Below are 24,200 nucleotides of genomic sequence, written 5' to 3'. Positions count from 1 at the left end.
TAATAAATGCCCCTTTGGGGGCGCTTTATACTTATGAATAAATTTATCAGAGGAATTGTCGGATTTTCGCTCAAAAACCGATTTTTCGTTTTCTTTATGACGGGTATTTTGGTCATCTCGGGCGTGGTGAGCTACCTCAATACGCCGCTGGAGGCATTTCCTGACGTGACCAATACCCAAATCATTGTGGTGACGGAATGGAACGGCCGCAGTGCCGAAGAGATCGAACGTTTCGTGACGGTGCCCGTGGAGGTGGCCATGAATTCTGTACAGCGCAAAACCAACGTGCGCAGTATTACGATGTTTGGATTGAGCATCATCAAAATCATTTTTGAAGATGATGTGGATGACTTTTTTGCCCGACAACAGGTTAATAATCAGCTCAGAACGGTGTCGCTACCCGAAGGTGTTGAACCTGATGTACAGCCACCTTATGGCCCCACGGGCGAGATTTTTCGGTTTACACTGGAAAGTAAAGACCGCGATAGCCGCGAACTATTGACGTTGCACAATTGGATTATTGACCGACAGCTACGGAGCGTACCAGGCGTTGCCGACGTGGTTGCCTTTGGTGGTCGGGAAAAAATCTATGAGATTCAGGCCAATCCTACGCAATTGGCCAAATATGATATTACGCCATTGGAAGTCTACCAGGCCGTTACCAAAAGCAACGTCAACGTGGGTGGTGATGTCATTGAGCGCAACGGCCAGGCGTACGTAGTGCGGGGTATTGGCTTGCTCAACTCTATTGCCGATATTGAAAATATCATTGTAGAATACGTCAACGACAATCCAGTATTGGTTAAAAACGTGGCGGAGGTCAAAGAATCAAATTTGCCCCGCGTAGGGCAAGCAGGTCTCAACACCAACGACGACGTGGTGGAGGGAATTGTAGTGCAGCGCAAAGGTGAAAACCCCAGCGAAGTACTGGCCAGGGTCAAAGCCAAAATTGAGGAGCTTAACACCAAAATTTTGCCCCCCGACGTAAAAATGGTGACGTTTTATGACCGCGACAATTTGATTGCTTTTTGTACCAAAACGGTGCTTCATAATCTCTTTGAAGGTATATTGTTTGTTACGGTCATCGTATTTCTGTTCATGGCCGATTGGCGCACCACGCTGATTGTGTCCATTATTATTCCGTTGGCGTTATTGTTTGCTTTTATGTGCCTAAAGCTCAAGGGGATGTCGGCCAATTTGCTTTCCATGGGGGCGGTTGATTTTGGTATCATCATCGATGGGGCGGTGGTGATGGTAGAAGGAATATTTGTGGCACTCGACCATATGGCGCATAAAAACGGGATGGAGCGGTTTAATAAACTAGCAAAATTGGGCCTTATCAAAAAGACGGGTGGCGAACTAGGGAAAGCCGTGTTTTTTTCTAAGCTCATCATTATCACTGCGCTCATTCCTATTTTCAGTTTCCAAAAAGTAGAAGGTAAAATGTTTAGCCCACTGGCCTATACGCTGGGCTTCGCCTTGCTAGGGGCGTTGTTGTATACGCTTACGCTGGTGCCAGTGCTTTGCTCATTTTTGTTGCGGAAAAATGTTCGGGAAAAAAATAATCCGATTGTCCATTTCTTTGACCGTGTGGTTTCGAGAGGCTTTGAATGGTGTTATCGCAACAAGAAAATCAGCGTATTGGCATCCATGATTTTCTTGGGTACAACACTTTTTTCAGCTACCCTGTTGGGAACCGAATTTTTGCCCCAACTCAACGAAGGGGCCTTGTGGGTGGAAGCCAAATTGCCAATGAGTAGCTCGCTGAATGAAACTGTAAAAACGGTAAAAATCCTGCGCCAAAAACTCATGGAATTTCCCGAGGTAAACGGTGTATTGTCGCAAACGGGCCGCTCCAATGATGGCACTGATCCGTCGGGATTTTATTACGTACAAATGCAGGTCAACCTGAAACCTAAAGACGATTGGAAACGTAAGATTTCGACCGATGACCTAATTGAAGAAATGGACACGAAACTCAAACAATTTCAGGGCATTAATTACAATTATTCACAACCCATCATCGACAACGTAGCGGAGGCCGTGGCGGGTATGAATGCCAGTAATGCCGTAAAGATTTTTGGAGATGATTTGGATGTTCTGAACGACAAGGCCAATGAAGTTATTGAGGCCATCAAAGATGTGCCTGGGGTGAAGGATGTAGGGATTTTGCGCAATATAGGTCAGCCCGAAATGAGCGTGATTCTGCACGACAGCAAAATGGCATTGTATGGAGTTAGCATTGCCGATGCGCAGGCCGTGATTGAAATGGCCATTGGTGGCAAAACGGCTTCCATTTTATACGAAGGAGAGCGCAAATTTGATATTCGTCTTCGTTATCAGGAACCATACCGTCGTACCGAAGACGATATTTTGCGGCTGATGGTACCCACCTTAAAAGGAAGTAAGATTCCGTTGAAAGAAATCGCTACGCTGCGCAAAGTAACGGGCCCTGCTTTTGTGTACCGGGATAACAATAAACGGTTTATCGGGGTTAAATTCTCAGTACGGGAGCGCGATTTGGGCAGTACCATTGCCGAAGCCCAGCGCAAAGTAGCACCTATTTTGAAGAAGTTACCTAAAGGGTACTCCATCAACTGGACGGGTGAATTTGAAAATCAGGTACGTGCAACCAAGCAATTGGGGCAAGTCGTACCTATGTGTTTAATTGCTATTTTTATCATCCTGTTCATCATGTTTGGCAATGCTAAAGATGCAGGTTTGGTATTGGCTAATGTTCCTTTTGCCATCATGGGAGGGATTTTAGCTATTCATTTTACAGGAATCAATTTTGGAATTTCAGCGGGGGTAGGTTTTATTGCTTTATTCGGAATTTGTATCCAGAATGGGGTGATTTTGATTTCGGTTTTCAACAAAAATTTATCTTCCCGAATGCCGCTTGACACGGCGATTCGAGAAGGTGTAAAATCAAGGATTCGTCCCGTAGTAATGACGGCCCTTATGGCGGCTATCGGGTTGTTGCCCGCGGCGCTTTCTACGGGCATCGGGTCCGAAACCCAAAAGCCACTAGCGATTGTGGTGATTGGTGGGTTGATTACGGCCACCGTCCTTACACTGATGATTTTTCCGATTATCTACCGCTTTTTCTACCGCCACAATGTTCATACAATCAATGATTTAGACTAAGTAGAGCTGTAAGAATAAAAATTGACTGCCATCAATGATAGCAGTCAATTGGTTACATACAGCCACGAATACAATCAGATTACTGAGGTTTAGAAAAGGAAGGGTTAGGAGGTCGGTTGTTTAGTTGGGCCATCATATCGTTGAAATCCTTGTCGGAGGGGTCGAGTGCTTTGCCTTTTTGGGCCATGTCGAGGGCTTTTTCGGGGTTGATTTCCACCGATGTATAGTACGAAAAGAGGTATTTAAGGGCAATTCTCATGTCGTACTTAAATTTCTGCTCTTCTTTTTTTGTATAGGCCAGCTCAACAAATCGCTCATAAAAAGGGATTGATTTTACGTAGGCGGTATCTTGGTTGGCATATCCGTAATAATTGGATTTGGCGCGGTACAGAATCGTGGGCAAATGGTCGGGGCTAGATTCCTGCACTGCCGCAAAGGCCGAATCGGCTTTTAGGTACATGGTAGAGTCTTCGCGGCCCATTTTGTAGGCGGCCATGGCCAACCAAAATTTGTCTTTTACCGATGACTTGTGAAAGCGTTTTTCACCCGCTTCTACGTATTTGACGACGTCTTCGTAGTGTTTGAGTTTGTAGCTCATTTCGGCCACTTCGCTGTATAAATTTTCGGTGGTGTCGGTGGTAGCGGCTTTTGCCAGATAAAAAACCGCGATGGAGTCCTTGGCAATGGTGGTGTCGCTGATGTTTTGGTAGGCGCGCCCCAGCAGTTTGTATTCTAGCCCTTCTGCTTTGTCGGGGGCTTTCTCAAGAAATGTTTTCAGGTTTTCAATGGTTTTGTCATAGTCTTTCAAACTAAAGTAAGACCTTCCCAAAAGCCGATATTTGACGGGTGTTTCCACTTCGTTTTTTACCTGTTCGATTTTCTGTACGGCTCGGGCATATTCGCGCGCCAAATAATCAAACTGCCCCGAACGATACCGTAATTGGGCGTCGGGCTTTTCTGCGAGGGCCAAGTACTTGTTCATAGCCGCCGCAGCTTCTTTGTAACGGTTTGTTTTGAAATTCAACTCCGCCAACTGCAAATACGAAGGCGCGTACAGCGAATCTGCTTTGAGGGCCGCTCGGTAAAAATCGTTCGCTAGATTATAACTTTTACCCGCCCAGTAAATGGTACCGATGCGGTGATTGGGCAGACTTTTATCGGCCAAAAATTCGAGCGCGTACTCGTAGGCTGTCACCGCAGGGCCGCCGTTGGAGGGAGTAGATAGCGCTCGGGCATCGCCCAGTGCCAGCCAAAGCTGCCCGTTTTTCTTGTCGCGTTTGAGGGCTTGCTCTAGGTATTCGATGGCCTTGGCGGCGTTGAATTGGGCGTACATGGGTTTGTCGGTAGCGTTGATTACCTGCGTATAGCCCGTGTAAGCTTCCCCAATCCGACCCAAAATTTCGACATCCTTTCCTTTGCTTTCTTTCATAACTTCGGCCAAAATACGCTCGGCGTCGGTGGTACGTCCTTCCAGCATCGCCACAATGCCCATACCTGTTTTATTGAGCGGATGACGTTTTTCGTCCAAAATCATTCCTTTCTCAAAAAAATTGCCTGCTTCCTGTAAATGATGGGTGCGGATGGCGGCATAGCCATTATAAAAATACGTTTGGGCGGTTGGCTGGCTCTGAAGGAGCTGCTGAAGCTGTTGGCTGGCTTTTTCGGTTTGTCCTCTTTCCAGCCATTGAAGAGCGGTTGCCAAATCCTGCGCCTGGGCGGTCAGTATACCTGCTGTAAGCCAAAATAGGCTGACAAGTAGGAGGTTGAGTGGTTTTTTCATGCGCTTTTTTTTAGGTTAATGAAAAAAGATGCAAGGTGGGGTGGGGTAATTGGTCAAGTCGAAATAATGGTGTGGAAAAAAGTAACGACGATTTGATTGTGTTAAAAAAACAGAAAGCTGTCGCGCAACTGAAATTCTACGGAGCCGAGGTAGGTGTTTTCGGTGTAAATACTGGCTCTGTATATTCCGTTGGTTATTTTTTCGTTGGGGATAAATTCAAACACCGCTTTTTGGGGATTTTTGCCAAAGTCGAGGGTCTGTACAGCATGAACGGGGACAGCAAGTGTGGTTTCGTTGGCATTGACAGAAAGTTGCTGAATCGCACCGCCCATCGGTCGGTTTTCGACGTCGGCCAGGCTCAAAAATACCTGCTGATTCCCTTCGGTGGTGAGCAATGCTGGCAGCGTAAACGAGACCATAATGCTGTTGGCTTTTTTTGCCTTGGCGGTTACTTTGTGATTATTTTTTAAGACATCTACCCTAAAATTGGTAGCCGTTACCACGCTTTTCGGAACCATGCTGTTTAGCTTACCATTCAAGTCATGGATTTGTACTTGGAGGGTTTCGTTGGTGGTTTTGAGTTGATTATTATCGACGAGCCACTGGCCTTTTTGGCTTTGGTAGTTTTCTATTTCGGCTTTTAATTCACTTCTGAGAGCGTCAAGCTCTGCTACTTGTTGTTTAAGTGTTATCAAATCATCTTTTTGGGCGTGGGTTTCTTGGGTCAGTTTGGCCACAATCCTGTTTTTTTTGGCCAAAAAAGTTTGGGTAGAAGCAAGTTTTTTCGTGATGCCCGCATTTTCGCGCCGAGCGCTGTTTAAATCAAGGCTTAAATGGTGAATGTCACGCTCTAAGTTGAGTTTTACCGACAAGAGAGAGTCGGCTTTGAGGGCGTTTTTATCTCTTTCTTTGGCTACACCACCGCTTTTGTCCCAATAGTAGAGGCCGCCTACTACGCTGGTTGTGAGCAGTAAAGCCAACACGGCGGCGATGGTTTTTGAGTTTTGTGCAGTCCATTCCATGGGCGTAATGTTTTGGGTGGAACCTTAAATTGATGACACAAAGGTTTATCCCAAAACTTAAGGAGGACTTAACGAAAAATTAGAATTCACTTAGGAGGCCGGAAATAAATGACATCTTTTCGGCGGGAGGTGTCCATTAGCGGATAAAATCGCGGGCTGATTCTTCTTTCAAATGCTTGAGCCTAACCATAAACTCAGTGCCTAGGTGCGGCCTGCTTTTTACTTCGAGTTGGCCTTCGTGGAGCTCTACGATTCTTTTTACGACCGACAGCCCAATGCCGAAACCGTGGTAATCAATGGCATTTTTGGCACGGTAAAAAGGTTGGAAAATATTGGGTAGATCTTGTTTTGAGATACCGATGCCTTGGTCAATGACCCTCACCATGCACCACTCGGCATCAAATCCTAACCGCAGACTGGCCTGATGGTTGGGCGTATATTTACAGGCATTTTCCAATAAATTAACAAAAACATTTTTGAGCAAGGCTTCGTTGCCCATGACCAACGTTAGGTGGTCTTCCTCCGGAATCTGGTCAAAGTCAAATTGAATTTGATAATCGGAATGGCTCGCCACTACCTCCCGCTGGGCATTGAGGAGCACTTCTTCCATGCGCACTTTGTTAAACGGTAGCTCGTCGGGGGTTTCGTTGATGCGGGCAAGTTGGAGCAATCCGTTGGAAAGCTCAATAAGTCGGTCGGTGTCTTTGAGGAGATTTTGTAAAATTTGGTGGTGCTCTTCGGGAGAATTGGGAGAAGAAAGCCCTATTTGAATCTCCGTTTTGAGGGCCGAAAGCGGTGTTCGAAGCTCGTGCGACGCGTGCGATACAAACTGCCGCTGTTGTGTAAATGCCAGTTCGAGTCGTTCGAGCATTAGGTTGAAATTGATGGCCAATTGCGCTATTTCATCCTTTTCATTGCCCTGATGAATGCGTTTTCGGAGGTTTTTGGCCGTGATTTCCCCAATCTCACGGTTAATGGTACTGATGGGCCGCAATGACTGATGGGCAAAAAACAAAGCTAATCCAACTGTGGTCAGGATGCCCCCCAAAAACGCAAACAATAAAGTGATAATGAGCTCCTTCAACTGTAGTTTGCCATTTTTGTCAATGGCCGACGCGATGAGCACAAAGCGGTCGTAACGTCCTTCAAACACCAGACCGATGACGGCGCGGCCTTCGTACTGAAATTTGATTTCCTGGGCCAGTCTGATTTCATTGATTCGCTCTTGCGTCACGTAAGGAGAGACTTTTTCGACGTTTGAATACAACAATAGATTTCGGTAGTCATAAATAAAAATTTCTTCTTCGGGCAGGCGAGAAGAAGAGTTCTTATCAATCAGTTTGAGTAGGGTAGTGTTAAATTCTTTGACATCTACCAGTAGCCGAGCGGTGGTTTTTGCCCTACGAGAAAGTCGGTCATAAAAACTCGTTCGGCGTTGACTTTCAGCGCGGTAGTACACGATTCCCGAAAATACTAGCAAGATGGCCAGTACGATAAGCGTAAATTGCAAAGCGATTTTGTAGCGTATTTGCATTGGCTAGTCGGCTTTGAGATAATAGCCTAATCCTGTTTTGGTATGAATCAGCTTGGGCTCAAAATTGCGGTCGATTTTTTTGCGTAAATAGTTGATAAACACCTCGATTACGTTGGTATTTGTGTCAAAATTCAATTCCCAAACGTGTTCAATAATGTCCATCTTCGACAACACACGGCCTTTGTTGCGCAGCAAAAACTCCAGCAACTCGAATTCCCGGGCGGTGAGGTCGATGGGCTGATTGTCTCGTCTGACGGTTTTGGTCACTAGATTCATTTCAAGGTTTGCTTCTCGAAGCACTTCCGAGGCTTGGTCGTGGGTAGGGTTAGCGCGACGCAGGAGCGCATGGATGCGGGCCATCAGTTCGCGGAAGTCAAAAGGTTTGATAAGGTAATCGTCGGCTCCAAAGTCAAGGCCTTTTACGCGATCGTCGATTTCACCCAATGCCGTGAGCATCAGGATGGGGGTCGTGCTACCATGCTGCCGAATGGCCTTACACACTTCGAAGCCATTCATGAGGGGCAGGTTGATGTCTAGTATGATGAGGTCATAAGGCTGGGTGGTGGCTAGTCGGGCACCCACAAAACCGTCGTACGCAGGCTCGACGGTAAATGACTGTTTTTCAAGGCCTTTTTTGGTGGCGTCGGAGATTCTTTTATCGTCTTCTACAAAAAGTATTTTTTTGGGATTTTCCATAGTGCGGTGATTTACAGCAAAGGCTAGTCGACGTTTTTAGTTGCTAATATACTTCAGAATCTGATGATCAGCAGTCACAACGAAGCCTAAAGTAGAAGGACAAGAAAAGCTCTTTCAAATCATCAATCAAGACCAGAATTTTGTGCAGAAACAAGGCGACGTCCATATTCAGGGCTTTAAACGGTGAGGTGACGTTGGTTGCAAACCTACACCGTCCAACTTAAGGAAGCCTTAATGAAAGATTATAATTTGATAAATTTAGGGGTAGAAAGTGATTGTCATTTCTCCGAAAATCTACGTCAGCAAAATAGGGAAAGCTCCAATGGAAGAATATGAAAAACAGGGAAGTCAGTTGCGGATGCTAGATTGACAAAACGCATTTTGGTATTTTTTCTTAGGTCGGGACCCAAGGCAGCGGTCATCGCTGCTTTGGGGATGCATTTTTTGACGGATGTTGTGCCAAAATTGCCGACTATTATCCATGAAATGGCGAAGAATACCTACTTAAACAATCTTGACGATTTCGCCGTTGATTGAGTATTTGGTGACGAGTTCTTTGGCGAAATTGAGATTTCCGGGAGGCGTCATCAGGAATAAACGTCCGCCTTTCTGGCTTACCAACATACTCAACAAACGAAGTTTCGAAACGATTTTGTCGGGACTGTCCCCTTTAAGAATAATTTCAAAGTAGGATTGCTCCAGAAGTTGCTTGGCAGTGACATCTGGAATGAATCGCTCGTCGTCATTTTGACGTTCGTAAGCAATTGGTTGCTCAAAACCTTCCATATTTGCCCGAATTTGCTCATATCCCTTGCGTTTGGCCCATTCAATGACTACGGGGATATACGATTGCTTGCTCATAATTAGTAAATAAAAGTTTATGGTCGACAGGGTTTATGACAGATTTTGTATCAGTTTCTGACATAACAACTGCAAACGTAACGATAAGAAAAAATGATATATAGAATTTGGCTTTACAAGCCGTCACTTAGATAAGAAATGATGATTAAGCGCTATTCGTCCAAAATCATTGACTGAATTGTTTGGAACGGTACTTCGCTAAAGTTTACGATAATAAAAGATTTTTTTAAGATGACGACTTCCAAAGTGTTGGTTTTTAGAGTATAACATAGAATCGAGCGTTGCCTGATGCTGCAAAGAATAAGGAGCAACTTAGGGAAGCCTTGACATAAAAGTTAATGTATTTGATAGATGAAAGCTCCGCTGATTTCTGGGCCAATCGACCGCGAATTCCGTAAACTCACTTTTAGTTATGCAAAATTACGCCAAAAAGTACAATAACACTAAACAAAGGTTCGGGTTCGTGAATAATTCTCACGAAATTCTTTAGGAGTGCATTGGTGTTTTTCTTGAAAAGGCGGTTGAAATAGGATAAATTGTTGAAACGGCACCAAAAAGAAACCCCAGTGATGGTGAGGGTGTGTCTATTAAAAGCCGAGAGGCGTGCCCCAATCAGATGTTGTTGAGACTGTCAATGAAGGTTTTCACAGTTTATTTTCATAAATCGACTAAAACCCACCTCCGTCATGTTTACCACTTTAGACATAATAAAGCTGTGATAGTCGATAAGTGGGATGATTTCGTGGTAAATAATACTCATTTAGGTACAAATGGTATATAATAAACGGTTCCGTTTATTATATACCAAAATTACAATTATTCTGGAAGAAAAACCCCTTAGAGCGGTAAAATCTCGTCATTGTTTGCTTTAAACCCCCAGAAAAAAACATGTCGGACTTGATTGCGTTTTTAGCCCTTTGTAGGGGCTATACTATCTATAAATGTGTTCAGTTGAATAATATAAGGTATTTTGCCTGAAATGCCTGATTGAAAATAGATGATTTTTTAAAGAACTTGTTTAAATAGTTTTCAAATATGTCAAAATCCTTATTCCTAAAGTTTTTTATTGAAAAAATGTACCAAAAAGGCATAGAAATTAGTTTACTTTGTTAGAAGTATTGCGAACTCTGTAAATGTTATGAAATTTAAAACACTTTAATAGTTATGAGTACTATACATAACCTCAACGTTATTTTTAAGGGTACAACATTCAACCTAGAGCAAGGACTGGATGCTGAGTTTATTTTAATGTCGGGCAAAACTCTACTGCCCTTGCCTGAACCCGGTGTTACCTGTTTGTGGGAAACCTCTGAATTGGTTAGAGTGCATCGTTCTCAACAGACTACGCAGACAAAAACACAATTTCTTTCTTTTGGGGAGGAAAGAATCGAAATTGAACCATTGAAGAAATACAAAACGATTCGGTTGTTGAAGCTTTCGGTGTCGACAGAATGGCTGACCGAGAATAATCTTCTTGACTCATTTGCTCAGATTAAGAATCTCTATGATTTTGTGTCGTTGCCTTCTTTTTACGAATCGCTCGATTCGCAGTTGTTGACCCTTGTTCGAAATTCCGACCCCTCGCGTCTGAACAATAACCTGCGCTTAAAAAGTGCGTTGTTTAATTACCTGAATTCTTATTTTGAGGTTTTAAAAAGTCCCAAAGTTTTGAAAAATGACCGTCTCAAAATAGAATGGGTGGTCAACAACTACATGCTTCAATTTGAACAGCCGATTCCTACCATTACTGAGCTAAGCAACCAGCTGAGTATGAGCGAGAGTAAGTTCAAATACCTGTTTAAGGAGGCTTTTGGGATGCCTTTTTATCAATACTATCAGCAAAAACGCATGAATGAAGCCGCCGAATGGCTAAAATCAGGAGCGCTGAATGTTACTGGTGTTTCTCAGAAATTGGGTTATAGTCACCCGATTAAATTTATCGGACAGTTCAAAAAACTATTTGGAGTTACGCCGCTGCGCTACGCTAAAGGGAAAGAATAAGGTTTATTTTTAGTATGACCGGGCACGGGGATTTCGTATTTTTGCGGGAGAAACTGGGTGTTGCCGATTATACCATATGAATTTTCCCTCAAAACTAATTGAAGAAGCAGTAAGTGAAGTATCAAAACTTCCCGGCATCGGAAAAAAAAGTGCTTTAAGAATTGTACTTCACTTACTCAAACGTACTGAAAAAGAGACACATTCGTTGGCTGATGCGCTGGTGGCGGTAAGGACGCAGATTCATTATTGTAAAAAATGCCATAACATATCGGATGGCGAGCTGTGCAGCATTTGTTTGAGCCCCAAACGCGACGCCTCCGTTATCTGTGTGGTGCAGGATAGCCGAGACGTATTGGCCATCGAAAATACGGGGCAGTACAATGGGCTTTATCATGTCTTGGGCGGGATTATTTCACCGCTGGAAGGTATCGGTCCGAGTGATTTAAAAATAGATTCGCTTCTGGAGCGGCTCCAACATACTTCGGAAGTTAAAGAAATTATTCTGGCCCTCAGCCCAACAATGGAAGGGGATACGACCTCTTTCTACCTTCAAAAAAAATTAAAACCCTTCTCCCTCAAAATTTCCACTATTGCACGCGGTATTCCTATCGGTGGAGATTTAGAATACGCCGACGAAATTACATTGGGTCGGAGTATTGTGAGTAGAATTAACTATGATTAGGGCTTTCTTCTCTAAAAAAAATAAGCGAAAAGAACTCACTTCATTCATTTGTACAAATGAAGGTTTGGTTTAAAAAATTGTCAGTTATGTCAGTAGAAACAGACGGTTGGTCGCTTATTTGACAAGATTAAATCCTATTCAGGCTTGCTAAAGTACCAAATGAAAAACTTTGCTCAATACACCGTCGAGGACTTTGCAGCGGAGCCGCTGTTTATACGGTGGGTACAGCAACCTGACGATGTCGAACTTAGTAATTTTTGGCAAGTTTGGCTCACCAATCACCCCTATAAATCAGACGAAATCGCAGAAGCACGAACGTTGGTAGGTCAGTTTTCGGATACCTACATGGGCATGACGTCCCAAGAGATGCGTACGCTTTGGAAGCGAGTGTTAGAGTCTGTCCACACCATCCCTGAAATTGATCCACTCGATCAGGAAGTAAAACCCATTGCTTCTGCTTTTTACCTTACCCGTTGGCTCGTTGCCCTTTTTGTTGGGCTGGCATTAGTGGGCTGGATTCTCTGGAAAATCTATTAGTTTTTCGTGCGTTCATTCCTGTTCAATTGTCGTTCTAACGGCGTATTTTGTCGACGTAATGTTGATAAAGTACAAAAAATAGTTTTATTATTTTAAAAAACATTAGTGGCAAAAATGGGGTTTAACTTAAAAATAGTCAAAAAATTACGTAAAAATTTATGTATCGGAAACGTTACCGGGAACGATTGCATAAAATAATTTGGGCTAAATTTTGCTTAACTAAGCCAATAACGCTAAACTCAACCTATCTAAACTTTGAATATTTAATATAAGAACCCAGAATAATTACATTTTAACCTATTTCAATTTTATCAAAAATTATGAGGAGATTCTCTACTTTGTGCAGTGTGTGGGTGGCTGTTGCGGTGCTGAGTGCATCGACGTCCATGGCTTACACCCCACCGACAAATGGCAGTGGCGGTAAACTTATCGCAACCGTAAATGCTGACAAGACTGTCAGCGGAAAAGTATTATCATCGGAAGATAACGCACCCCTTCCGGGAGTTAGTGTAGTTGTAAAAGGAACTACCACGGGGACAAATACCGATGGTGAAGGTAATTTTAAAGTAAATGTAAAAGATGACGCTGCGGTGTTGGTATTTTCGGCAGTAGGCTTTGAAAAGCAAGAGATTCCAGTAGGCAATCGCTCTACCATCAATATTACTCTTGTAACAGACCAGAAATCACTCAATGAAGTGGTAGTTGTAGGGTACGGTACTCAGAAGAAAAGCCAAATGACTGGTGCAATATCACAAGTAACGGCCAAGCAAATTACAGAAATGCCTTTAACTAACCTTGGACAAGCCCTACAAGGTCGTGCAGCTGGTGTTGACGTTTCACAATCAGGCTCTAAGCCAGGTGCGGCTCCAAGAATTCTAATTCGTGGTCGTAGGTCTTTTAATGCTGGAAACGACCCTCTATACGTAGTTGATGGTATACCATTGTCGGCTGGTTATGAGGACATCAACCCAAATGACATCCAGTCAATAGAAGTTTTGAAAGATGCCACAGCCACTGCTATTTATGGTGCTAGAGGTGCAAACGGAGTTGTTTTAGTTACTACAAAAAGAGGTGGAACTAAAGGAAAAACAACGGTTACGCTTGACACTTATGCGGGTGCTTCTAAGGCTTACAGCAAATTGGAACTCTTTTCGGGAGAAGAATTTGCCGAATACGTAAGAGAAGCATACAGAGCCACAGGCTTATACAGAGATGCCGCAGGAAATCCTGTTCCAACGGGAGTTGCTGATCCAGCAGCCGATGCCAAAGTGGCAGTTTTGGGTGGTGACCCTAATGTTGCGGCTGGTATTGCGGCTGGAAGAAATACCCAGTATCAGGATTTAATACTCAGAACTGGATTGATGCAAAATCATACCATTGGTATCCAAGGAGGAAACGACAGAACTTCATTTTATATCTCGGGTGGGTTTTTCCAAGATAAGGGTATCACAAAACTGTTAGATTTTACGCGTAATTCGCTTCGTGCAAACATTGACCACCAAATAAATAAAAGACTTAGGGTTGGTATATCAAGTTACATGATGTATTCGATTAGAAACGGCGAGAACCTTAACCCTTATGCCAATACATTGAATGCCAATCCCCTTGGTGCAGCTTATAATGCCGATGGTTCTTTGATTTTTGAACCTACGAACGATGCGCTTTTGTCTAACCCGCTATCTGAGGTAGAGCCAGGAGTTAATGTGGATAATACTAAAAAGTATAGAATCTTTAATTCCATCTATGCAGAGGTTAAAATCATTGATGGTTTGACTTACCGTTTAAACTTAGGTCCTGACTTTACTATATCGCGTTGGGGTCGTTTTATTGGTTCAGAAACAAACGCTCGTCGTCGGGGTGATGCCCAAGCATTCAACGAGAATCGCTTTGGGTTTAACTTCACAATGGAAAACATCGTGAACTACAACAAAACTTTCGGAAAACATACCCTGAATTTAACGGGGGTACAATCTATTCAAAAGGATAATTTTGAAAGATACAGAAGTGAAGTTCAAGGAATACCAGCCCAAGCACAATCGTTTTTTAGTTTAAATTCTGCAACATCTGTTTTGGGAGTTCAATCTTCACTTACCGAATGGACCATTGCCTCATTGATGGGTCGGGTAAACTATTCATTTGATGACAAGTATTTGCTAACCGTAACAATGCGTCGTGATGGTTCGAGCCGCTTCGGTGAAAACACCAAATATGGTAACTTCCCAGGTATAGCTGTTGGCTGGAATATCAGCAACGAACCCTTCATGAAAAACGTTACGTTTGTAGATATGTTAAAACTCCGTGCAGGTTGGGGACAAGTAGGTAACCAAGGGGTTGCGCCATATCAAACACAAGGATTATTGGGACGTACCACTTATGCTTTTGGAGCAACAGGAGCATTCGGATTTAGACCAGGTACCATTAGTAACCCAAATTTAAAATGGGAATCGACTTCAACTGCTAACGTTGGATTAGATTTCTCTGTTTTCCGTGGGCGTGTACAAGGTTCGCTGGAGTTTTATGAAACAAATACGAAAAGCCTTCTCCTAAACGATTTCTTGCCTGGTTCTGTTGGGTTTAACTTCTTCAGTAACAACGTGGGGCATACCAGAAATAAAGGTATTGAGTTAGGACTTACTACGGTAAACGTTAACACAAAAAGTGGCTTTAAGTGGACAACAGACTTCCAATTTACTCGCAACAGAGAAGAAATCGTTGAATTGTACAATGGTAAAGTAGATGATTTAGGTAACAGATGGTTTATTGGTTATCCATTGAATACTTATTTTGATTTCAAAAAAGCAGGAATTTGGCAAACTAACGAAGCTGATTTAGCTAAATCGTATGGTTCTGAGGTTGGACAAATCAAAGTGCAGGATACAGACGGTGATGGTAGAATTACCGCAGCCGACCGAGTAATTATTGGAAACGACGTGCCAAAATGGTCGGGTGGTCTTACCAATCGATTTGAATTCAAAGGATTTGACTTGAGCTTCTTCCTGTTTGGTCGCTTCGGTAACACTATTTTGTCAGGATTCCACAGAAACCAGCTACAACTTGCAGGTCGTTATCAACAAATAAAAGTTGACTATTGGACTCCTAATAATCCTACCAATGAGTTCCCACGTCCAAAAAGTAATCAAGAGTTTCCAGTGTACAACTCAACACTCTTTTACTATGATGGGACTTTTATTAAGCTAAGAAATATCAACTTTGGATATACATTCAGTAATGCGATTGCTAAGAAAATCGGTGCTGAATCGGTGCGTTTGTATGCGTCAATACAACAACCAAAGATTTGGTCTTCTTACTTGACCAAGTACAATGGTGTAGATCCAGAGGCGGCTATCACTGGTTCGCCAACGGGTACAACTGAGGTAAATAGTGGAGTTACACCCTCTACTACAGTAACTACATTTGGTTTAAACATTAAATTTTAAAGTATTAATCATCATGAATATAAATAAAATAAAAGTATTTGTATTGGGTAGTATGCTACTCGTCAGTACTTCTTGCCAAGATTTGCTAAAAGAAGAGGTGATTTCAAACATCGGAAACGATTATATAAATACGGCCAAAGGGTTTGAAGATGCTACAAAGGCGGCTTATTCATCGCTCAGAACGTTTTATGGTACCCAGTTGGGCTTGACATTCACGGAGTACGGAACTGATATTTACGCCACGGGTGCCGATGGTGGATATAAAGGTTTTCATTTTTACGATACCCAAATTCAACCAACCGTAGATTACTTGGCTATCCTGTGGGATGAAATGTACAAAGGTATAAATACCTGTAACGCGGTAATTGAGAGAGCTGCGGCGGTACAGGGAGTGTCTGATGCAACCAAAAAATTGAGAGTTGCCGAGGCAAAATTTTTGAGAGCCCACTATTATTATATTTTACATGAGCAGTTTGGCCCGCTTGATTTGAGGCTGACTGAGACCTTGGCGCCTACCAAAGAGTCCAAAAGAAGTAGTTCGGCAGAAGTTTATGCCCAAATAATCAAAGACTGTAATGAGGCTATTGCTGATTTAGAAAATAAGGCACATTCTAATGATTATGGTAGAGCTACAAGAGCCTCGGCTGAGGCACTATTGGCAAAGGTATATCTAGCCAAAGCATATGGGCCAAATAAAGCCGCTGATGATTTCCAAAAAGCCGCTGATTTGTGTACCAGCCTTATTACAAAGTATGGTTTTAGACTTTTGGATGATTTTGCCGCTGTACACGACGAAAACAACCAACAGAATTCGGAAGTGGTTTTTGCAGTACAATACACGACGGATCAAATCACCAATGCTACCAATGCGGGTGGCGAAGGTGGGGGAGGCAATAACCTTCACTTATTCTTTGGGATGCAGTATGATACCCAAGCAGGTATGGTAAGAGATGTACTTAATGGCCGTCCGTTTAAAAGATTGAGACCAACGGCGTTCTGCTTAAATAATATTTTTGGTGAAAGAGTAAATGATTCTCGTTACAAGAAAACCTTTAAAGATACTTGGTTGTGTAACAGTCCTGGTTCTTTTAATACCTCATTCGACAACTCAAAAGCCCGGGTTACTTTTGCCGCTGGTGATACTACAATTTTCATTCCTGGTTTTGAGATGAGCCAAGCAGAAAGAGCTAAAAGAAAATATCAGGTATTGGTACCGAGTAGATACGATGAGGCGCTTTTCCCAACTTTGCAGAAGTTTTTTGACACCAAACGTGCCGACAGAACTGAGCCGAGAGGTTCAAGAGATTATTTTGTATGGAGATTAGCTGATATTTATCTTATGCGTGCCGAGGCGTTATTCCAGTTAGGTAAAAAAGCAGAAGCAGTTGCTGATATAAACGTAGTAAGACAAAGAGCGGGTTGGCCAGGCAAAAAAGACGCTATGAAAATCACTGAGGCTGAATTGACTTTTGACTTTATTGTAGATGAGCGTGCTCGTGAATTGGCGGGAGAGCAAATGCGTTGGTTAGATTTGAAACGTTGGGGTCTTTTGGTAGATAGAGTTAAAAAGCATAATCCACAAGCGCAAGCAGTGGCGGAAAAACACTATTTACGTCCAATACCCCAAACACAAATTGACAGAAGTGCTAAAACGGCGGAAGGGACTTCGGTCTTCGCTCAAAATCCTGGTTATTAATCAGAGTAGGCATTCTTCAGTAAGCAGAATACACAAAAAGAGAGAAGCGAAAGCTTCTCTCTTTTTGTTGGCAGTTTAGGGGCAGACGCGAGCCCTGCCCCTACGGTCACTTACCTTCGGTTATCTTCCCCACCTACCATACTCAAATAGCTTTCAAATCGACTCATGGCGATTTCGCCCGCTTCTACGGCCTCTTTGACGGCGCACTTGGGTTCGTCGATGTGGAGGCAATTATGGAAACGACATTGGCCGATTAAATCACGTATTTCGGGGAAATAATGGCCGATTTCTTCTTTTTCCATTTCCGATAATCCCAACTCTTTGATGCCCGGTGAATCAATGATAAACGTATCGGGTGCCAGTTCAAACATTTCGGCAAAGGTGGTTGTATGCACTCCTTTGTTGGCAAACGTTGATACTTCGTTGGTTCGGAGGTTCAAATCTGGCGCAATGGTATTGACCAAAGTAGATTTGCCCACGCCCGAATGTCCCGACAAAACGGAGACTTTTCCTTGCAATAGCTTTTGGAAGGTATCAACACCTTCGCCCGTTACGCTCGACGTGGTAAAACATGTATAGCCCAATCGGTTGTAGAGGTCTACGAGTTCCTGTTGATACGCCTTGATTTCGTCGTCAAAAAGATCTTGCTTATTGAAAATGACCACGCCGGGTATCCGAAATGATTCGGCCACTACCAACAAACGGTCAATGAACCCTAACGAAGTACGCGGAAAAGTAAGCGTAGCCACGATAATGGCCTGATCAACGTTGGCTGCCAATAAGTGCGCGTGGGCCGATTTATGCACCGACTTCCGGGCAATGTAGTTGCGACGGGGTAAAATATCGTTGATGACACCCTTTTGGGCCGTTTCATCTTCGATTTCCCAATACACAGAATCTCCAACAGCCACTGGGTTGGTGACTTTTAGGTCTTGGTACTTAAATTTACCCCGCAACCTGCACTGCCAGATTTGTCCTTCTGCATCGCGGATGTCGTACCAAGAACCAGTAGAGCGAATCACCAATCCGTGCAGGGATTGGGCATTGGTTTCCTCGGTTCGCTGCGCAATGACGGCGGCGCTTTTGGTCTGAAACTTGACGGGAGGGGCCTTTATTTTACCTGATTTTTTCAATTTATAGTCTCCTGAAAATTGCTTCTATGTCCTCAATCGTTACTTTTTCTTTCCAGTCGTACCCTACGGCGTGGTTCCACATGTGGTCTAGTTTATAAGAAACGTGCGCCATGGCGTTGATTTGGGCGTCGGTCCAGTCTTTGGATAACCCTTGCGGTAGCGTAATGTTGTGTTTGGCAACCATTTCCTTAAACTCTGCTACGCCTTCTGGATAATAGTCTGCCAGATGATTGAACGCAATGCAGTTGGAGTAGCAGTGGCGCATTCCCAAAATTTTGGAAAGCCCATAGCTAATGGCATGACATATACCCACTTCTGAGTAGGTCAGGCTCAAACCACCCATGAGCGACGCCACCATGAGTTTATCGTCGTTTTCGGCGGTTTGCCCGCTGTTTTCTCCCAGATAAATCTCGCGACAAAGTTTCATGGATTGCTCAGCGTACGCGTGTGAATATGCGTTGTTGAACTGCCCGTTTTCGGACTCGATGCAGTGAATGTAGGTGTCCATCCCCACATAAAACCACCAGTCGCGTGGTACAGTGGCAATCAGGTCTGGGTCGAGGATTACCTGATTAAACACGGTCCATTCACATTTTAACCCTAATTTTTTCTCGGGGCCCGTCAATACGGCGGTCATGGATACTTCCGCCCCCGTTCCAGAGATAGTTGGGACTCCGACGTGATAAATGCCCGGTACTTTAATCAAATCCAAGCCTTGATAAAGGGTCGAAGAGCCTTCATTTGTTACCATCAGAGATACGCACTTGGCAATGTCCATAATGGCACCGCCGCCGATACCGATGATGCCCGACGGAAGGCCTTTGGTGGCCAAAATCTCATCGCGGAGTGTGTCAATCTGTTCGGTTGTTGGCTCGTGTGGGTCTACGTCAATGAAGTAAACCGTATCTTCGGGCAATAAAGGCAGGCGACTTTCAAGGTCTTTGCCTTTAAAGTAATTGTCGACAATAAACACCATGTAGCGATTGTTTTCGCGGCGGTGCGGGGCGATGATGTCGCCCAATTGGTTAAAACTTCCCCGTCCAAAAACGGTTTTCTCGATTCCTTTGAAATTTTTATGCATAACTTAATTTCGTTGCGGTTGGCCGCGTGTGTATCCTTATGAGGAATACAATTTTAGGTTATTTATTTTGGTTGATTATATCTATCGGCTAATTCATCCAAAGCAGTGATGATTTGAATTTTGAGTCGATTTTCAGATTTGAAAATAAGTGAAGCGGAATAGCTGAAACCGTCAGCTTCGTGGAAACCTTGGTCAATTTTCATATAGCCTCTACCTTCAAAATTAAGATAGACAAACCAGCCGTCAAATTTGCGTTTACGCGCTTTCCCTCTGCCGTCGCTGTCATCACAAACGTAAATCGCAATATTCTGCTCTTTTTTGAAAAAATCTTCTGCTATGGCAGCAATTGTGTATAAAATCCGCTCATCGGGAGGAATAGGCCCTTCCGGCTTTTCAATGCGTGCAATGACTAATTCATATACATTATCCGCAATAGCGGGCTCGGCGTCGAGGACGTAGAAACTGGGCTTGAAGCGAATTGCATATCGAACTTCGTATCGCGTTTTAAAAAGGTAAAAATGTTCTTCAGGAAAAAACTCAAATGAATAGGCTTCCATTAGATTCCTTTAGTTTTAGCCTCTAATCTTTCAAAAACCTCCTTGATTTTGGGGTTATTCTTATAGGCTTCCTGCATTTCTTTTTGTGTTTGGCGCTTGCTTTCCATCAGCCAACGACCCAGACTTTTGGGCGGTACGGTAAGTTTTTGTTCCGGTGTTTTCATTGGTCTTGCCGTTATGTTATACTTTTGACTTTTTATGGTTTTTCTGCAAAATGCTTTTTAATAAAAGCAATATCAAAATTAACAAACATAATTTTGATATTGCTTAGTTTCCATTATGCAGGGTCGAAAATTAACATGTATACGCCACCATGGCCTTCCGAATGGCTGCTTCCAGCTTATTGGCCAACGTTTCTAACTCCGTCTGGGTCCAAGTAACCCGAATACCAAATGAAATCAAACGCCCGATAACTTCCTGTGATTTAGGTAGTTCTACATTGGCGTAGTCTTGGGGCGCACCCAAAACCTGCACGGCCAACTTGCCTGCGGTGCGCATTTCTTTGATGTGGTCCCACTGATTGATGAAGTGGTACATGTTGGTAAACCAATAGTTAAAACCACCTACACCCGCCGCATTGAGTTCATTGACCACGGATTGTGCTGAATCAGTATCCGGGAGCAGCAGGTTTAAGAACGTAGCAGAGTCGCCGTCTGGGTCGGGGATACGCGCAAAACTTACGCCGGGCACATTGGCCAACCGGTTCATCAACCATTTTTTATGTTCATTGTTTTTCTCCACCATAAACGGAACCCGGCGCGTTTGGGCCAACCCTACGGCAGCGTGCAGCTCTGAAATGCGGTAGTTAAATCCAATGACGGGGTGCTGTTCCATGCCGCGATTGGAGCCGATGTGGTCGTGACCGTGGTCGGAATAAGAATCCGCTATTTTGTAGGCTTGCTCGTCGTTGGTGACAAAAACGCCACCTTCGCCCGCCGTGGCAATTTTAAAGAAATCGTAAGAATATGCCCCTGCTTTGCCCCACAGCCCCGTAAACGTGCCTTTGTAGCTTGCGCCCATGGCCTGCCCTGCGTCTTCGACGAGCACCAGATTGTGCTCCTTGATGACTTCCATGATGGCATCCATGTCGGCCATTTGTCCGCACATGTGTACAAGGCAGACTCCTTTGGTTTTTGGCGTGATGGCCTTGCGAATTCCTTCGGCAGAGAGACAGAGGGTTTCGTCAACTTCGGCAAAAACGGGCAATGCACCAATCATCAAAGCCGCTTCAACGGTGGCGATGTAGGTAAACGGCGGAACGATGATTTCGTCACCAGCCCCGATGCCCGCGGCCACCATGGCGCATTGGGCCGCCGTAGAGCCGCTTGATACCGCGTGGGCATATTTGGCATTTACCACTTTGCACACTTCCGCTTCCATCTCGCGGGCTTTCCAGATGTTGTTGCGTTGGGCTTCGTGGTTATAACGGAAAAAAATTCCGGTTTCTAACACATCGTTGATTTCTTTGCGCTCTTCGGCGCCGTATAATTCGGTTCCCGGCATGGTAATTTACTGTTAATTCGTATTGATAGTGATTTCGCAAACTTAGACGCTGACGTTGCAAAACGATTAAATGCGTCAAGGCCACAAAGTTAATGATTTGTAACGTAGCGACGTAACATTTTGTGCCTTAGTCACTGCCTACAAATGAAAGACCACATTAGATGCCAACGCAGGATAGTTGACGGAAGTATCAGTCATAAAGAGGAACGAAAGGGTGTATTTTTTATGCTTAAAATGTTTTTTGGGGAGTTTCAAGTAAAATAGCGGGAAGCGAATGTGGTTTCGGTCGTTGTTCAAGTCAATATTGACAATCATGCTTTTTTCATTGTCAGGGTGCGTCAATTCATTGTGTGAGCAGTCAAAGGGTGTATCGGCGGGATGAACAATGATAAATTGATGTACAAACCCTTTCATAAACGTAATTTCAGGCGCAGGATTGAGGATTTTCCCTCTAATAATTACGTGCTCTTTGGTATAAAATGCTTGGTCAATGCGTAGCTTGAGGGCATTGACTGGAAAATGATTGAGGCTATCGTAGTAGGTTTTGTTGCGGAGCGGCCTTGGGAGCTGATAGTGATAAAAATTGTTGACAGTAAGCTTGTTTAATATATTGACTTCAAAGCAGTTATAGCCAGAGTTATTCAAATAATAATTCTCAATTTTTGAGGTTAATAATTCTTTACGCGCTTCTGCTCCGCGCACCATGGGAATAAAAAACTTTAGATTGGTGGCGATAGAAAAAAGTAAACTTATCCCAAAAGCACTCTTTTGAATTACGGACGAATACCCCGCAAGAAAATCCCGAACTAAAATAACACTACAAGCCCCAAAAACCATGGAATAAATGCGGTAACGTTCTGTAATGGCAGTGTCGATACCGTATTCGTAACGCATGATGGTCGTCATTGCCGCCATCATTAAACAATAGACAACTCCTAAAAAAACAAAGGGATTCTGGAGGTAGTATTTTCGGTAAATCGCAATAGCCGATATCCCAATAAAAAGCGCGCCAGTGGGTAATACCTTAAAGCCAATACTACCCGCAAAGCCAATGAAAAAAACGGCCGCTTGAGGAAGTTGGTAAAAGAGCAGTTCAGATGAAGGATGGCGATAAAGCGGCTGGTAATTGTGGTAATAGCTCCCAATTAGAGCGAGGCAACAAAGAAGCCAGATGCCGAGGAGGCTGTACCGTTTTTGAAAAAAAAATACGACGCTGATGATGGCCATAAGCGCAAAGCCACCACTATTGGAGAAAATAGAAAGTACTGTGCAAAAAAATGTAAGAAAAACGGCAAAAAGGGATTTTTTTAACACAAAATGCAAAGCTGCTAGCCCAAATACGACCGAAAACAGGTTGGAATTCTGCATCGGAATCAGGGTGTTGGACGCGGTACAGATGATGATAAAGGCCACGGGAACAATCCACCATTTCTGTTCTCCGATATGTTGATAAAACAACACACCAATGAAAAGCAGGCTTAGATTGCCAAGAATACTCCAAATCCTTAAATCAATGGTGCCCATGAGCTGGTATTGCAGTAACGCTAGAGAGCGCGAAAGGGCAATGCGATGTTCGTTGTGTTGCCCGAAAATGATGCCCATTTTATCCCAAACAGAATCTGCTTCATGGAGCAGATTAAACATGTCCATGACATAAATGTCGTCACCGAATGGGATATTAAGAAGGTTTTTGTAAAGAGCAAACGCAAGTAACAACACGGGTATAGCACAAAATACCAACCAAGGTTTCTTGGAAAAAAGCATGGTTAAAAAAGTGCTTTTACGCTTTTAGAGTTTTTCGTTGAAAATCAGATGTGGCCAAAGGTAGGGAAAATACCTAAAAGTATAGCGTTAGCTGCCCAACTAGTATAGTGGGATAAATTACTTTTATCGTAGATGAAATTTGTCGAATAGGGATATTATTCGATTTTGCCAGCAAAACCTTTTTCTTTTAATTCTTTGGCGGTTAACTGAATAACGCTCACTTTGAGAGAGATGGGCGACAGCGGTGCGTCAAGTGAGTCGGTTTTGACGGCAGTGATGGCATCAACTACGTCCATGCCTTTAAACACCTGCCCAAAAACCGTGAATTTATCGTCTAAACGGGCGAGGCCGTTTTTGTTTTGAACAATGTAAAACTGGCAGCCTGCCGACAACATCTCGGGGTTGTTGTCGCGGCCAGCTCCAACGGCACCGTATATATGACGTATTTCTTTCCGGAATTCAGGCTTCAACAGGTAAGGAGAGTCAGAAAATCCAGCGGGCGTATCGGGGCAACCGCCTTGCGCCACAAAGTTGTTGATGACGCGGTTGAAGGTGAGGGTATCCCAATAATGTTGATTGGCGAGTTTGATAAAGCTGGCTTTATGGTTGGGCGTTTCGTCGTATAACTGGAAAAGTATCTCGCCTTTTGGAGTTTTGATTTGCCCTACGGTATACGTTTTTTCTTTGTAAACAGAGCTTACGAGGACGATGGAAAGCGCGAGTAATGAGAGTGTTTTAAGCATACTAGGAAGGGTAGGAGATGAAGTTT

18 protein-coding genes are annotated in these 24,200 nt (G+C 43.6%); 6 read left to right on the top strand and 12 right to left on the bottom strand.

Annotated features, from left to right (window positions below; genetic code table 11):
* Window positions 1-33: 33 nt before the first annotated feature.
* Window positions 34-3,147 carry an efflux RND transporter permease subunit gene (locus tag NCI00_RS01025; RefSeq protein WP_253524053.1) on the top strand — a complete coding sequence of 1,038 codons (3,114 nt, stop codon included), beginning with the start codon at window positions 34-36 and terminating at the stop codon, window positions 3,145-3,147.
* A gap of 79 nt (window positions 3,148-3,226) precedes the next feature.
* On the opposite strand, the gene NCI00_RS01020 is transcribed toward NCI00_RS01025, so the two are convergent.
* From NCI00_RS01020 to NCI00_RS01000, 5 genes are all read right to left on the bottom strand, one after another.
* Entirely contained in the window at window positions 3,227-4,927 is a 1,701-nt protein-coding gene (locus tag NCI00_RS01020; RefSeq protein WP_253524052.1) for a tetratricopeptide repeat protein, read from the bottom strand.
* A 101-nt stretch (window positions 4,928-5,028) separates the two neighbouring features.
* Window positions 5,029-5,949: a DUF8428 domain-containing protein gene (locus tag NCI00_RS01015; RefSeq protein ID WP_253524050.1), complete on the bottom strand. Its 921-nt coding sequence runs from the start codon at window positions 5,947-5,949 to the stop codon at window positions 5,029-5,031.
* A 136-nt stretch (window positions 5,950-6,085) separates the two neighbouring features.
* Complete coding sequence (locus NCI00_RS01010) at window positions 6,086-7,483, bottom strand: sensor histidine kinase (RefSeq protein WP_253524048.1); 1,398 nt, start codon at window positions 7,481-7,483, stop codon at window positions 6,086-6,088.
* A gap of 3 nt (window positions 7,484-7,486) precedes the next feature.
* The gene (locus NCI00_RS01005) at window positions 7,487-8,179 is read right to left on the bottom strand and encodes a response regulator transcription factor (protein ID WP_253524046.1); all 693 of its coding nucleotides are present in this window, start codon (window positions 8,177-8,179) and stop codon (window positions 7,487-7,489) included.
* A gap of 504 nt (window positions 8,180-8,683) precedes the next feature.
* The gene (locus NCI00_RS01000) at window positions 8,684-9,040 is read right to left on the bottom strand and encodes a hypothetical protein (protein ID WP_206023291.1); all 357 of its coding nucleotides are present in this window, start codon (window positions 9,038-9,040) and stop codon (window positions 8,684-8,686) included.
* A 1,164-nt stretch (window positions 9,041-10,204) separates the two neighbouring features.
* On the opposite strand from NCI00_RS01000, the gene NCI00_RS00995 reads away from it, so the two are divergent.
* The 5 genes from NCI00_RS00995 (at window position 10,205) to NCI00_RS00975 (ending at window position 17,393) form a co-directional block, all read left to right on the top strand.
* Window positions 10,205-11,041 carry a helix-turn-helix domain-containing protein gene (locus tag NCI00_RS00995; protein WP_253524045.1) on the top strand — a complete coding sequence of 279 codons (837 nt, stop codon included), beginning with the start codon at window positions 10,205-10,207 and terminating at the stop codon, window positions 11,039-11,041.
* A gap of 76 nt (window positions 11,042-11,117) precedes the next feature.
* On the top strand, window positions 11,118-11,723 hold the full coding sequence (recR, locus tag NCI00_RS00990; protein ID WP_114460608.1) for a recombination mediator RecR: 606 nt from the start codon (window positions 11,118-11,120) through the stop codon (window positions 11,721-11,723).
* 159 nt (window positions 11,724-11,882) lie between these two features.
* Window positions 11,883-12,260, top strand: coding sequence for a hypothetical protein (locus NCI00_RS00985; RefSeq protein ID WP_114460609.1), 378 nt, complete (start codon window positions 11,883-11,885; stop codon window positions 12,258-12,260).
* 386 nt (window positions 12,261-12,646) lie between these two features.
* Window positions 12,647-15,697: a SusC/RagA family TonB-linked outer membrane protein gene (locus NCI00_RS00980; protein WP_253524043.1), complete on the top strand. Its 3,051-nt coding sequence runs from the start codon at window positions 12,647-12,649 to the stop codon at window positions 15,695-15,697.
* A gap of 13 nt (window positions 15,698-15,710) precedes the next feature.
* Window positions 15,711-17,393, top strand: coding sequence for a RagB/SusD family nutrient uptake outer membrane protein (locus tag NCI00_RS00975; protein WP_253524041.1), 1,683 nt, complete (start codon window positions 15,711-15,713; stop codon window positions 17,391-17,393).
* Between the two features lie 110 nt (window positions 17,394-17,503).
* Here the strand turns inward: NCI00_RS00975 and rsgA are convergent, their stop codons facing one another.
* From rsgA to NCI00_RS00940, 7 genes are all read right to left on the bottom strand, one after another.
* Window positions 17,504-18,427 carry a ribosome small subunit-dependent GTPase A gene (gene rsgA / locus NCI00_RS00970; protein WP_114460632.1) on the bottom strand — a complete coding sequence of 308 codons (924 nt, stop codon included), beginning with the start codon at window positions 18,425-18,427 and terminating at the stop codon, window positions 17,504-17,506.
* A 100-nt stretch (window positions 18,428-18,527) separates the two neighbouring features.
* Window positions 18,528-19,607, bottom strand: a complete 1,080-nt coding sequence (locus NCI00_RS00965; RefSeq protein ID WP_253524039.1) for an iron-containing alcohol dehydrogenase family protein — start codon at window positions 19,605-19,607, stop codon at window positions 18,528-18,530.
* Window positions 19,608-19,669: 62 nt separating this feature from the next.
* Window positions 19,670-20,164 (bottom strand): DUF6169 family protein, encoded by a 495-nt coding sequence (locus tag NCI00_RS00960; protein ID WP_253524036.1) that lies wholly within the window; start codon window positions 20,162-20,164, stop codon window positions 19,670-19,672.
* Complete coding sequence (locus tag NCI00_RS00955; protein WP_253524034.1) at window positions 20,164-20,328, bottom strand: hypothetical protein; 165 nt, start codon at window positions 20,326-20,328, stop codon at window positions 20,164-20,166. Before NCI00_RS00955 ends, NCI00_RS00960 begins: the two co-directional genes overlap by 1 nt.
* A 130-nt stretch (window positions 20,329-20,458) precedes the next feature.
* A complete protein-coding gene (locus tag NCI00_RS00950; RefSeq protein ID WP_114066453.1) occupies window positions 20,459-21,667 on the bottom strand; it encodes a DegT/DnrJ/EryC1/StrS family aminotransferase in 1,209 nt (402 codons plus the stop codon).
* A gap of 138 nt (window positions 21,668-21,805) precedes the next feature.
* Window positions 21,806-23,431 (bottom strand): hypothetical protein, encoded by a 1,626-nt coding sequence (locus NCI00_RS00945; RefSeq protein ID WP_253524031.1) that lies wholly within the window; start codon window positions 23,429-23,431, stop codon window positions 21,806-21,808.
* Window positions 23,432-23,586: 155 nt separating this feature from the next.
* Window positions 23,587-24,174 carry a peptidylprolyl isomerase gene (locus tag NCI00_RS00940; protein ID WP_253524029.1) on the bottom strand — a complete coding sequence of 196 codons (588 nt, stop codon included), beginning with the start codon at window positions 24,172-24,174 and terminating at the stop codon, window positions 23,587-23,589.
* Between the last annotated feature and the right edge of the window lie 26 nt (window positions 24,175-24,200).

It is taken from the genome of Runella salmonicolor (assembly GCF_024158025.1).
GTDB lineage: Bacteria > Bacteroidota > Bacteroidia > Cytophagales > Spirosomataceae > Runella > Runella salmonicolor.
Note: the sequence above shows the minus strand (reverse complement) of the source record. Positions and strands in the feature narration are given on the sequence as shown.